This window comes from uncultured Granulicatella sp. (assembly GCF_963545075.1).
In the GTDB taxonomy this organism is placed as follows: domain Bacteria; phylum Bacillota; class Bacilli; order Lactobacillales; family Aerococcaceae; genus Granulicatella.
Genome location: NZ_CAUUHX010000019.1, coordinates 1 through 12,285, shown reverse-complemented (window position 1 = coordinate 12,285; position 12,285 = coordinate 1). Strand labels below are relative to the sequence as shown.

General features: G+C 30.7%; 11 protein-coding genes and 6 tRNA genes. All 17 read right to left on the bottom strand.

Annotated elements, in window-relative coordinates; translation table 11 throughout:
• Positions 1-89 precede the first annotated feature (89 nt).
• The 17 genes from RWZ86_RS04025 to RWZ86_RS03945 all read right to left on the bottom strand — a co-directional run bounded on the left by RWZ86_RS04025 (position 90) and on the right by RWZ86_RS03945 (position 12,228).
• Positions 90-1,046 carry an HD domain-containing protein gene (locus RWZ86_RS04025; protein WP_314680215.1) on the bottom strand — a complete coding sequence of 319 codons (957 nt, stop codon included), beginning with the start codon at positions 1,044-1,046 and terminating at the stop codon, positions 90-92.
• A gap of 15 nt (positions 1,047-1,061) precedes the next feature.
• A complete protein-coding gene (locus tag RWZ86_RS04020; RefSeq protein WP_314680212.1) occupies positions 1,062-3,758 on the bottom strand; it encodes an AAA family ATPase in 2,697 nt (898 codons plus the stop codon).
• Positions 3,748-4,962, bottom strand: coding sequence for a DNA repair exonuclease (locus tag RWZ86_RS04015; RefSeq protein ID WP_314680210.1), 1,215 nt, complete (start codon positions 4,960-4,962; stop codon positions 3,748-3,750). Before RWZ86_RS04015 ends, RWZ86_RS04020 begins: the two co-directional genes overlap by 11 nt.
• Positions 4,963-5,065: 103 nt before the next feature.
• Positions 5,066-5,404, bottom strand: coding sequence for a YlbF family regulator (locus tag RWZ86_RS04010; protein ID WP_314680208.1), 339 nt, complete (start codon positions 5,402-5,404; stop codon positions 5,066-5,068).
• A 114-nt stretch (positions 5,405-5,518) separates the two neighbouring features.
• On the bottom strand, positions 5,519-6,097 hold the full coding sequence (gene mreD / locus RWZ86_RS04005; protein ID WP_314680206.1) for a rod shape-determining protein MreD: 579 nt from the start codon (positions 6,095-6,097) through the stop codon (positions 5,519-5,521).
• Positions 6,097-6,945, bottom strand: a complete 849-nt coding sequence (mreC, locus tag RWZ86_RS04000; RefSeq protein ID WP_314680204.1) for a rod shape-determining protein MreC — start codon at positions 6,943-6,945, stop codon at positions 6,097-6,099. The genes mreD and mreC overlap by 1 nt, the downstream gene beginning before the upstream one ends.
• An 18-nt stretch (positions 6,946-6,963) precedes the next feature.
• Entirely contained in the window at positions 6,964-7,995 is a 1,032-nt protein-coding gene (locus RWZ86_RS03995) for a rod shape-determining protein (RefSeq protein ID WP_314680202.1), read from the bottom strand.
• 103 nt (positions 7,996-8,098) lie between these two features.
• Positions 8,099-8,662, bottom strand: coding sequence for a sigma-70 family RNA polymerase sigma factor (locus RWZ86_RS03990; protein ID WP_314680200.1), 564 nt, complete (start codon positions 8,660-8,662; stop codon positions 8,099-8,101).
• Between the two features lie 551 nt (positions 8,663-9,213).
• A complete protein-coding gene (locus tag RWZ86_RS03985; RefSeq protein ID WP_314680198.1) occupies positions 9,214-9,867 on the bottom strand; it encodes an NAD(P)H-dependent oxidoreductase in 654 nt (217 codons plus the stop codon).
• Between the two features lie 71 nt (positions 9,868-9,938).
• Positions 9,939-10,646: a methyltransferase domain-containing protein gene (locus RWZ86_RS03980; protein WP_314680196.1), complete on the bottom strand. Its 708-nt coding sequence runs from the start codon at positions 10,644-10,646 to the stop codon at positions 9,939-9,941.
• On the bottom strand, positions 10,646-11,551 hold the full coding sequence (locus tag RWZ86_RS03975) for a phosphotransferase (RefSeq protein WP_314680195.1): 906 nt from the start codon (positions 11,549-11,551) through the stop codon (positions 10,646-10,648). The genes RWZ86_RS03980 and RWZ86_RS03975 overlap by 1 nt, the downstream gene beginning before the upstream one ends.
• Positions 11,552-11,701: 150 nt before the next feature.
• Positions 11,702-11,785: transfer RNA gene (locus RWZ86_RS03970), tRNA-Leu, on the bottom strand.
• Between the two features lie 6 nt (positions 11,786-11,791).
• A tRNA-Cys gene (locus RWZ86_RS03965) sits at positions 11,792-11,862 on the bottom strand.
• Between the two features lie 17 nt (positions 11,863-11,879).
• Positions 11,880-11,951 (bottom strand) — tRNA-Gln (locus RWZ86_RS03960).
• 16 nt (positions 11,952-11,967) lie between these two features.
• A tRNA-His gene (locus tag RWZ86_RS03955) sits at positions 11,968-12,040 on the bottom strand.
• A gap of 13 nt (positions 12,041-12,053) precedes the next feature.
• Positions 12,054-12,124 (bottom strand) — tRNA-Trp (locus RWZ86_RS03950).
• 23 nt (positions 12,125-12,147) lie between these two features.
• A tRNA-Tyr gene (locus RWZ86_RS03945) sits at positions 12,148-12,228 on the bottom strand.
• Positions 12,229-12,285 lie beyond the last annotated feature (57 nt).

The following is a 12,285-nucleotide window of genomic DNA, read 5'->3' as shown; positions in this document are numbered from 1 at the left end:
TTACAATTAGTATCATATACCTCTTTTATAATTTTGTAAATAGTTTTGCTCAAAAAAAAATAAAAGTCTGATAAACAGACTTTTATTTTCTACTCTACAGTACGTGGTTTATAAAATGTTCGATTGTCTAACCCAAAAATTCGTTCACTAAATTGTCCTGGTGCTGTTTTTTGTAAAGCTGATGTAATCATTGTGACACTTGCATCCATTAAGTCAACATGATGTAAAATCTCTGCCTCTAATAATAATGGACGAACTGGCGAACCATATTCTAATTTACCATGGTGTGCTAATACTAAATGTTTTAATAAAACAACATCTTCATGGCTTTGATCAATATCTAATTCTTCGCAGGCTTTTGTAATTTCTTCATCCATTAACACAATATGACCCATTAATTTTCCTTTAAGTGTATATTCTGTTCCAACTGCACCTGATAATTCAATAATCTTACCGATATCATGTAATAGAACTCCTGATAAGAGTAATGAACGATTCACTTCAGGGTATTGTTCTGCAATGGATTTTGCTAAACGTAACATTGATAATGTATGATAACTTAATCCACCAGCAAAAGCATGATGGTGTCGTTTAGCCGCAGGGTATTCAAAGAAATCTTGTTGATACTTCCCTAAAATTTTATGCACAATTCTTCTCATGACTGGATTAATGATTTCAAACAGAATAGAATTTAACTCTTCTTCCATTTCTTCTCTTTTCATAGGAGCATGCTCTAAGAAATCTGAAACTTCACTTGGTTCCCCAAATTCTGGTCTTGCTAAACGTAGTCCTGTAATTTTAATTTGAGGCATTCCATTAAAAATTTCTCTTTTTCCAACTAAATAAACAATACTTCCTGATGAGAAGCGTTCAATTTCTTCATGTGTTGCAGACCAGTATTTTCCATCCATTTGTCCAGACTTATCTTGGAATGTAAAAGCTAAAAAAGGTTTCCCATTTTTGGCTAATCTCACATCAGCTGTTTTTATTAATAAAAACAATTCTAATGCTTCATCTACTGCATAATCATATAATTTTTTTACCATGAATTCCTCTTCTTTCTATCTTTGTAGCCTAATGAGGCTAGCAGGTGTTTCAGCAATCGTAAAAGGTTCATCATCTAATGAAAAATAGATTACTTGTACTTTACTTGAAAGCTCTTTAATTAATTGTAACATAATCTGTTTACGTTCACTATCAAAATTAACAAAACCATCATCGATTAATATAGGTAATGCTATTTTGAAAGAAAGATTTTCAATAAATGCTAAACGAATACTGACTAATAATTGATCTAATGTACCTCTAGACAATTCACTAGCAAATAACCATTGCCCTTCATTATTTTGTACAGAAACCTTCATATTTTGAATACGAATTTCTTGATATCGACCTTGTGTTAGGCGATTGAAGTAATGACTAGCATCCTCTAAGACTTCATTGGTTTGAGACGGTAACTGTTTTTGTAAACTTTCTAAAATCCATTTTGAAGCATATAAACAACTCGCCCATTCAACTAATTGTTCTTCAACTTCTGACTTCCATAATTCAAATTCAATCAGTTGTTCATGATAAGTTCCATCTGTTGCTAACTGTTGAATTTGTTGTACTAACTGCGCTTGTTCTTCTAATAATGATTGATTTTCTTGGAGAACCTTTAATAATGATTGATGAGAATGCTCTATTTTTTGTTGTAATTCTTCTTCACTCTCAATCATTTCTAAGTCTTCTAAATAATCTTTCAATTGTTGCTCGATTTGAGTAAATTGTTGAGTCAATAGACGATTGCTTTCATAAGCTGATTCCTTTTGATAAAATTCTTCCACATTTTGTACATTAGCCTCTTTAAAGAGAACGGCTTTTTGATTTTCTAAGAATTGTTTATCATTATACAATTGTTGAATTTGTTCTTGTAATTTTAAACCTTCATTCATTTCAAGAATTTCTTTTTGATAAGAATTTTGCACTTCTTGAATAATTTTTTTCAATAATTTCCATTTTAACTCAATAGTATGAGGAATCGCTTCTTTTTTTACTTCAAAAACCCATTGCCAATTTAACTGTAGTTGAGTTAATTCTTTTTCAATCTGACTAAGATTGATTTCTTTTAATTTCCTTTGTTCAACAAAATATCGAATCGGTTTTAAAATATCTCCTTGGTAAAGTTGTTCAACTGAAATATTTGAATCATGATATCCGTATTCTTTTCTCCAAGTTTCTACTTCATTTGAGATTTTTTCAACTTCATCATTAATTTTTTTTAGTTGCAAAGTAATTTGCTCTAATTCAATATTTATTTCTTCTAATCTTTTAGAAAAATACTCCTCAAATTGATTTCGATGAACAGATTTTTTTCCATATATCCAACTAGATAAACTGATTAGTAAACCAATGCCTCCACCAATGCCTCCACCAATTCCTTTAAACAGTGGACTTGTAAATAAAAGCAGAGATAAAAGTATCATTACTACTCCACTAAAAATAAACAATCTAGTAACATTAGTTTGATAATCGTTCCTATTTTGTTTTTTAGAGTGAGCTTTGATTTTTTCTTTTTCCTCTTTTAAACGATTGATTTGAGTCTCCAATTCTATCTTTTCAACTCTTAAAGCTTTCTCCTGCTGAACTTTTTCTTCTAATTGTCCAATTTCCAATTTTGTAATTTTTTGGGGTAAATATTCATGATGAATATTCCAGGACTCTTCTTCCTCTATAATATTTTGTTTTAATTCATCTAATTCTATTTTTAATTTTTTTCTAAGTAGTATCTTTTCTTCTATTTCATCTTCCATCAAAGAAATAGTTAATAACTGAGACCATCTTGAATCTTCTTTTAGTAGCTGTTCAGTTTGATGTCTTTGTTTCCATAAAGAATACTCCTGTTGTAATTCTTGAAGTTGCTGTTCATTCCATTCAAAATCCAATCGATTGCGTTCTAATTCATATTTCCACTCAGAATTCCAATTATCTTTCTGATTGAAATTCAATTTACTTTTTATTTCTTTCCATCTTTCAAAACTACTCCAATGAGATTGTAATAATTGAAGTTTTCTTTCTTTTTCTTGCTTATGTTGAATCAGTTGTGAAAGAGTTTGAATTTTTTGCTTAATCTTTTCAGATTTTTGGACTGTTTCTTCATATAATTCATTGTTTTGAGCTAATTCTTCTATTTTCAACATTTGTAAATCTAATTGTTGTAATTGCTGGTTTATCACTCTTTTAACAGCTTTAGGTGTAAAAATTGATTCTGCTTGCTTTTGTAATTTTGTAGATAATTTCATCCACTCTTCACTACCCGTTAAACTAACACTATACAAAAACTGATCCATTTCCTGTTTTGAAGAGAATTGAAATTGATCTAATTGCTCTTTATTAAATCCAAAGACTTGTGCATATTGTTTTTCATCTATTTGAAACAGCAATTGTTTCCATCTTTCCTCTGATAAACTTTTTCCTGAAGCAGTTTCACAACGAAAACATATTTTTCCATTTTTAATATAACGTTCTATAAAAAGAGAACCTTCTTCCGTTTCTTCTACCCAAATTCTTCCTCCCATCATTCCTCCATTTTGAGATTCATAAGGATATTTTCCAGCAATTTTCTTTGGAAAACCAAACAAAACATGCTGAATAAAAGAACGCAAGGTAGATTTTCCAGATTCATTTTTTCCTTGAAATAGTTGCAATTGATGATGAAAATCCATTCGTACCTTTGACCACTTACCATAACCAAAAATTTCTATCCGATTAATATACATTTTCATCACCCTCTTCCATATTCATTTCGATTAAAAATTTTGCCTTCTGAATGATTTTATGATGAAATGTTTCGCTATGCATTTCTTTTGAAAAATATTTCGCTAATAACGTATGTTGCATGGCAATATTTTGAATTTGTTGTAATCTTTTTTGATGACTATCTTCACTTTCTAACCATTCAATATTTAGTTGACTATTTGTTTTAACTTTTTTAAATTCGACATCAATTTCTATTAAGTGTAATTTTTCATATTTTTTTGAAATTTCCTTTTGAAGTATCTCTTCGATTAATTTCAACCATGTTTGATTAAAGCCTCTATCCACTATTAAAACAAATTTTAATAAATAAGTTTTATCAACATCCCATCTTTGAACTGAAATTTCTCTATAAAGGTGTGACACAATCTGTTCTATTGAATAAGCTTCTTCCATTAAAAATTCTATTTCCATCCATTCAATTGGATTACAAGTAACAAATTGTCTATGCATCGGTAGATTTTTATTTAAAGTAATGAGATAAAAACCTTTTTCACCTATTTCTTTAAAACTCCGACCTTGAATCGTTCCAGAGTACGCAATCTTTCCATTAGCATCTAAATCCATAGCTCGGTGAATATGTCCCAATGCCCAATAATCATAATGAAGTTTTTCTAAATCACTCACTTTGAATGGAGCATATGCTGCCGATGACTCTGATGATGTACGAGTTTGACCATGGTACATTCCAATATGATAATCCACTAATGCATTTTTCATTGGAAATTGCAACGCCATTGACTCTGTTATCCATCTTGTATCATAACTAAATCCACTAATAGCTACACTTTCTCCTGAAGAAGTTTTCAATATTTCTGTTGAAACTTCCTTTTTAAAAACTTTTACCCAATCATTATTCCATTCTTCAGTAAATCGTCCATAATCATGATTTCCATGAATTAAATAGGTATAAATCCCTTCTTGAGCTAACCGTTGAAATTGTTCTTTTAGAAAAAGTTTTTCCTGAATATGTTGATAACTAGAATCAAAAAGATCCCCAGAAATTAATACAAAATCAACGTGATATTCGATTGCAGTTTCAATTAGTGTTAAAAATGCTTTTTTAGTAGCCTCTATTGCGTGAAATGCAATCGTACTATTCTTTTGTTGAAGTCCAGTAAACGGGCTTCCTAAATGTATATCAGCACAATGAATAAAGCGAATCATAAAAACTCCTTATCTATAAAATAAAACGGTCTATTCACTTCTAGTCCATTATGAATTTTATTTCATAGGCTAAAAATCAATAAGACCGTTTCGATCAATGTAATTATTGATATAATTCTTGTAATGAAGTCGTTAAAATGCGGTTAATATCTTGCATTACCGTATTTAAACGTTGCTCTGCTTGCATTAATGCTTGAATAGCTTCATTAGAACTTGCTTTTTGATATAAATCATTTGCATAAGTTGTATCTTCTTCAGTTAATTCTTCACCATTCATTTGTTTTTGTAGGAATTTTCCATTCATGTCACGGAACTCTTCAAATAAAGCTTTTGCTTCTTCAGATTGTTGAACTGCTTCAAAAGCTGATTTCACTGCAGAAAACTCTTCTGATTGACGAAGTTCACGTTCTAATTGATTCGCTGTATCATATAAATTGCTCATCATTATACCTCCTTTTTCTCTTTTATTATAGCACAACTATAACGTTTTCTTCTAGTTTTTTCGTACATATGTTCGCACATAAAAAGCCGGCAAAATACCGGCTTCATTCTAATGTTAATGATATGAATTTCCTTTATTTCTTCTAGTAGATCGCAATGAATTTTTTTCATTGGATATACCAAATTGTACCCATAAAGCAAATTTTTTCAAAGGAATATATAATAAATAATACAATACAATATTTAGCACTAAACTAGCTCCTAGTCTTTGAACTAAAAATTGTTGGACTGTAAGATGTTGAATACCAATTAAATGATATATGATATAAACACCTGTTTCAGTAATTGTCAGTAAAAAAATTAATGCTAAGCCTAGTGTGAAAGGATTGATACTAATTTTCCCTCTAATATGACCAATCACTCTAACAATTACTGCAAAAATAGCCATATAAATTCCCAAAATACCAGAATAGTAACTATCGTACATAAACCCAACTAATATTGCAAACCAAAACATCGACGAATGATCAATAATAAAAGTAAACAATACTAATGTTATAACAACAATTCTTGGAACAAGTGTATAACCTGATTCCATAAAAAATGCTGAAAAATGATTCATCATCACTCCATCAATTAAAAAAGTAATTATCATTAAAATTGGCAACCAATAAATACGTTTTGAAGTATGCATTATTCAGTCCTACTTTCACTTGTTCGCTTCACCACTGTTACATAACGAACATCATTTGTATCAGCTGCTGGTTTAATACGAACTTCTTTATAAAGTCCAAAACGATCCATCGCTACTTCTTCAACAGTACCAATATATAATGAGCTTGGAGAAACTCCTCCTAAACCAGAAGTAACAACTTTATCTCCAACTTTAATTTCCTGAGTTGCTTGAATTTGACTCATAATTAAAATATTTTTTTCATGGTCAAATCCTGTTAATGTTCCATAAATGGACTCTTTTTCTCCTTGAATCATCGCCGCAACACGAACTAAAGTATTATCATTATTCGATAATAAAGCAACTCTAGCACTTGTAGGATTCACATCTAATACTTTACCTACTAATCCGTTATCACTCATAACTGACATTTGAGGTGTTAAGCCATCATTTGCTCCTTTATTAATCGTAACAATATCTCTCCAAGTATCTGGATTTCTTGCAATAACTGTTGCATTAATTAAAGTATAGTCGTTTAAAGTATCTTGCAACTTCAACGCTTCCTTCATTTTTTCATTATCTTTTTTTAAGTCATTTAATTGAACTTCTAATTCATAGATTGTTTCTACTTTTTGTTTTAAGGTCTGATTTTCTTGATAAGTATTTGTTAAATTAGAAATACTTTCCATAAAATCATTGACACTATTGGCAGGATACGCAAGCATTCTTCCTAAAATATTCGTCACATCATTGACACCTTGCGAAACGATATTACTACCAACAGTGAGTGAAAAGGTAATTAGTAATAGTGTTACAATTCCACCTAAAACCCAACCAATTAATTTCTTGTTCGAAAATATTGGATTCACTGTTCAGTCTCCTTTTCATTATTTTTTCATTAATAATGGATTTGCTAAAATTTTTCCAGTTCCTAACGCAACACAATCCAAAGGATCATTTGCCACAAAGGCAGGAACTTGTGTATAATCAGAAATAACTTCTGGTAAATTTCTTAACAATGCACCACCACCTGTTAATACGATACCATGATCAATGACATCAGATGCAATTTCTGGCGGTGTTTGTTCAAGAACGTCTCTTACGGCATCAATAATTTGCGTAATAATTTCACTCATTGCTTCTGCAATTTCCACAGCTTCTACTTCAATAATTCTTGGTAAGCCTGAAACCATATCACGTCCACGAACTTGCATACTTCCATATGCAGATGATTTTTCTACTGAAGCCGAACCTAATTGAATTTTTAAATCTTCAGCTGTTCTTTCACCAATTAATAAATTGTATTTTTTACGCACATGCAATACAATGGCTTCATTTAATTCATCACCACCGATACGAATTGATTGACTATTAACAATTCCACCCAATGAAATTGTTGCTACATCAGTCGTGCCACCACCAATATCTACAATCATACTACCAGTTGGATCTTGTACTGGTAATCCTGCTCCAACAGCTGCTGCAAATGGCTCTTCAACCACATAAGCTTCTTTAGCACCAGCGTATTTTGTAGCATCTAATACCGCTCTTTTTTCAACATCTGTAATTCCACTTGGAACACATATCATTACAATCGGTTTAAAGAAAGAACGACCTACAATTGATTGTACAAAATATTTTAACATTGCTGTTGTTGTATTATAATCCGCAATTACACCATCTTTCATTGGTCTAACTGCGACAATATTTTCTGGTGTTCGCCCAATCATATCAAATGCATTTTGACCGACAGCGATAATTTCTTCCGTAACTATATTTTTTGCGACTACAGATGGTTCACGTGTCACAATACCTTCATTTTCAAGATAAACAATTGTATTAGCAGTTCCTAAATCAATACCAATATTTTGTGCTCTTAAACTTAATGCAACCACAAACGGTCCTCCTTTTCGTGTCATTCTCGACACCTAATATACCTTATATAGTATATCATACAATAGGCTAATAATAAATATTAGTCCTCTTGTTAGAATGGAGAAAGTTGCAAGACATTTATACTTTTTAATAAGCTTTATCTTTATGAATAGATTCATAAAAAAGTTTAAATTTTTTATGACAACGATGAAAAGCACTTTTTATAGCTGCAACAGATTTATTAGATTTTTCTGCTATTTCTTCAAAAGAATATCCACTTGTATAAAAATAAAACACTGCTTTTTCAAATGCTGATAATGAATCCCCATACCTAGGCATTTCTTCTCTTAATAAAAATTCTTCTTCAACAGAAAGATGATGTTTAAGATTAGATATATCATATTTGCATATATATTTCTCTGGAATAACACTTTCACGATGTTCACGACGAACTAATTGTATTGCATAGTTTTTTAAAGATTTTCTATAATATGCAAGAAATGATTTACCTTTTTGAAAATCAAATTTTTGTGCTGCATAGAAGAGTAAAAAACTAGCTTCTTGAATAAAGTCTTCTAATTCAACACAATAATAGAAATGACGGTAATACATCATATGCATTAAAGGTTTAATTTTATTCTCTAATAAAACAAAAGCTTCCTCATCTTCTCCATTTTGAATTTTCATTACTAATTTCTCGATGCTACACATATTTACCCCTCCTAAATTTTATTCACCTTTATTATAGAACAAACAACTAGAGTATCAAGATTATTTCTTGAATTTTGAAGAAAATTTATTATGAAAGTTTTCGAAATTTTATTCATAAAGAATAAATCCGAATTCCTTGTTTTTGTTTCATATTTTCTTTTCAAAATTTTACTTTTTTATTGTTAATAAAAAAAGTTGTTAGAAAAAATTGAAATTTAAACTTCTATTATATTTATTCCATAAAATAAAAAAAGCATACATTAAAAATATTTAAATTTTATTTAAATTTATAATACTAACCTCTTAAGAATTTTAAATTCATTAAATTTCACAAACTTTTTACATCTAAAACTATTAATTAAAGAAAAAAACTCAAACATAGAATAAAAAATTTAATGCTATATTCGTTAATAAAAATAAATTGTTTATAAATTCGGAAAAAAAGCGTTTTTTATATAATTTTAACAATCTCCCGCTTATTAGTATAAAGAAAAACTGCTTAAAGAAATCATAAAATTTCTCTAAACAGTTTACTAATTTATATCTATATATTATTCAATCACTTCGTAAATTGCTTCTTTATTCCAACGAACTTTAGGAGTAATTTCTTGATCACGATATCCAAAACTTGCCATGACAGATACACCAAATTCATCCGTATTTAAGTATCCTTTTTCTTTTAAGTAAGCTTCTACTTTTTCTCTATTAAATCCCTCAATCGGTAAAGAATCAATTCCTAAAAGTGTTGCTGCAGACATCATATTTGCCATTTGAATATACGTTTGTTTACTAGCCCAGTCAAATAATGTTCTTTCATCATTTAATGTTGCATCGATTTCATGGAAGCTCTTCACACGAGCAGCAAATCGTGAAGTTGGATCATAGTCACGATTTTTTACTTCCTTCATCAACTTTGCAACATACTCACTATCATAAGTAACACCTTTTCGAGCAAGGAAAATGACAAAATGACTTGCAGCTTCTAAACTATTAATAGCTCCCCATGCCATTTCTTTCAAATCTTCTCTCATTTGTTTATTTTCTAATAAAAGCATTTTCCAAGGTTCAAAACCAAGGGATGATGGAGCTAAACGTCCTACTTCTACTAATGTATCCCAATCTTCATCTGAAATACGACGATTCGGATCATATTTTTTTACAGCAAAACGTTTATGTTGTAATTCAATAACTTCATTTCTATTCATTTTAATTCTCCTTTAAATTCGATAATTAAACTCTACCATACGATATTAATACTTACAAGAAAATTAAACTGTTATTCCTTCACTAGCCATACATGTTGTAAGAAACTAATATCTTTATACGGATACAAATCACATACTGCAAGTTCCATTTCAGTCATCTTTTCTAACCAGTTATCTTTCGTTTTTACTTCATTCATCTGCAGACTATAAAATGTACGGATAGCTTGATAGTTTTCCAATTTCATTTTTGACATTTCCAATAATTCATCAATGGTATACGTTGTTCCTTGAGAAAAAGAAACACTTTTAAATTCATTTCCATTTAATAAATCTAATGCTTGATCAACATCATTTGAAAAGACAACTGCTTGCATAATTTTACCAACTTGATTATGTTTAATAATAGATAACTTCCCATCTCGTTTTAACACTCTCTTTAATTCAGAAAGATAGTTCACTCGACAATTTTCATCGATATATTCTAATACATTATGACACAAAACAATATCAAAAGATTCTGATTCAAAAATTTTAACTTGCTCTAAGCTGCCTAAGATTTTTTCATAACGATGATTGGAATAGGCAAATAACATTTCTTCCTGTGGTTCAATCGCAACGACTTCATTATTTTGAGCTAGAAATTGACTTACTAAACCAAAACCTGAACCAAAATCTAGAATTTTCTTATTTTCTAAATGAGCTAATTGAGCAAAAGTAATTTCATATTGAATTTTACCCCATGGCTGCTCTAACATTTGTTTGTATTGTTGAATATCCATTAAAATTTACCTACCTTTTCAGTGTTATTTCCTTTATAAAACTTAGGAATTACTCGTTCAAAATCATCAAACCAATCTAACACTAATTTTACCCTTTTAAACATAATATCTAATTGATTAACTCCAAAATTCATAGCCCAAGGAATAGAGCCCACTACATCACAAGCCATATAATACGCCATTAATTCCCAAAATTCATCAGGAATCTTCTCTCCATCAAAATATCCATTTACAAAACCCGTCGCAAAATCTTCAGATAATTGTGCAGTCCAAATCATGCGATTAAACTCTTCCATAGGATCACCAATCTCTAAAGAACCAAAATCAATAATAACGAGCTTTTTTGTTTCTAATTCAATCATCATATTTCCTACATGATAATCTCCATGACATAATGAAATGGGTCTATCTTTTAATAAAAATTGATGACTTTGAATAAAATCAATAAACATTTCAATTTTTGCAAAATTTTCATTCAGTTTTTTAAAAGAATGAATATATTTCTTTGACTTCTGTATATAAAATTCATGCCAATTTACTGAAGCTTCTTCAATAGAAATCGAATGTATCTTTTTTAGAAAAACTCCAGCTTGCATACCATATTGATAAAGTTCTTCTCCTGTTAATTTAGACGCATAATCTCTAATATCAACTCCATCAATCCATTCGTATAAACTTAAAATTGAATTGGTTTCAAACTTCATTTCTACTAATTTTGGAAATTTGATTTCTTTTTCTAAAGCTGAAATATACTTTACTTCTAAATCCTTCTTTTTAGTAAAAGATAGAGGAGAAATTTTTAAAAAATAATTCTTGTCAGCTTTGACTTTGTACTTCTTCTCTTCAGAATATCCTTTTTGAATGAACACCTTAGGATATTGTTCCAGTTCATCTAATATTGTCATATTTAACTCCTTTAAAAATTAATAGCATTGAAATTATACTTTAAATTCACAAACTTTGTAGTTAAAATTTGCGCACATTTTGCCTACAAAATTTTTATGAATAAAAAAACTAGAAATGCTGATTTAACAACATTTCTAGTTTAAACTTAGTACCGGCGGCCGGGGTCGAACCGGCACGCCCTCGCGGGCACTGGATTTTGAGTCCAGCGCGTCTGCCAATTCCGCCACGCCGGCATATAAAGGCGGTAAACGGATTTGAACCGATGATAAAGGTTTTGCAGACCTCTGCCTTACCACTTGGCTATACCGCCATTTCTATATAAAAAAACTGGGGTAGCTGGATTCGAACCAACGAATGACGGAGTCAAAGTCCGTTGCCTTACCGCTTGGCTATACCCCAATGATAATATAAAATAGGCGAACGAGGGGAATCGAACCCCCGAATGTCGGTGCCACAAACCGATGCGTTAACCACTTCGCCACGATCGCCATAATATAATAACAGGGGTAGCAGGAATCGAACCCACACTAACGGTTTTGGAGACCGCTGTTCTACCTTTAAACTATACCCCTAAATAGTTAAACTATTTAATGAATGGAGGGGGGCAGATTCGAACTGCCGAACCCTAAGGAGCGGATTTACAGTCCGCCGCGTTTAGCCACTTCGCTACCCCTCCAGATGGCTCGGGACAGAATCGAACTGCCGACACTTTGAGCTTCAATCAAATGCTCTA

Bases quoted from the DNA above. Each gene is read 5' to 3' on its own strand.
- RWZ86_RS04020 (WP_314680212.1), bottom strand. From the start codon at position 3,758: ATGTATATTAATCGGATAGAAATTTTTGGTTATGGTAAGTGGTCAAAG.
- RWZ86_RS03975 (WP_314680195.1), bottom strand. From the start codon at position 11,551: ATGACAATATTAGATGAACTGGAACAATATCCTAAGGTGTTCATTCAA.
- RWZ86_RS04010 (WP_314680208.1), bottom strand. From the start codon at position 5,404: ATGAGCAATTTATATGATACAGCGAATCAATTAGAACGTGAACTTCGT.
- RWZ86_RS03995 (WP_314680202.1), bottom strand. From the start codon at position 7,995: ATGACACGAAAAGGAGGACCGTTTGTGGTTGCATTAAGTTTAAGAGCA.
- RWZ86_RS03980 (WP_314680196.1), bottom strand. From the start codon at position 10,646: ATGGATATTCAACAATACAAACAAATGTTAGAGCAGCCATGGGGTAAA.
- mreD (WP_314680206.1), bottom strand. From the start codon at position 6,097: ATGCATACTTCAAAACGTATTTATTGGTTGCCAATTTTAATGATAATT.
- RWZ86_RS04025 (WP_314680215.1), bottom strand. From the start codon at position 1,046: ATGGTAAAAAAATTATATGATTATGCAGTAGATGAAGCATTAGAATTG.
- RWZ86_RS03990 (WP_314680200.1), bottom strand. From the start codon at position 8,662: ATGTGTAGCATCGAGAAATTAGTAATGAAAATTCAAAATGGAGAAGAT.
- RWZ86_RS04015 (WP_314680210.1), bottom strand. From the start codon at position 4,962: ATGATTCGCTTTATTCATTGTGCTGATATACATTTAGGAAGCCCGTTT.
- RWZ86_RS03985 (WP_314680198.1), bottom strand. From the start codon at position 9,867: ATGAATAGAAATGAAGTTATTGAATTACAACATAAACGTTTTGCTGTA.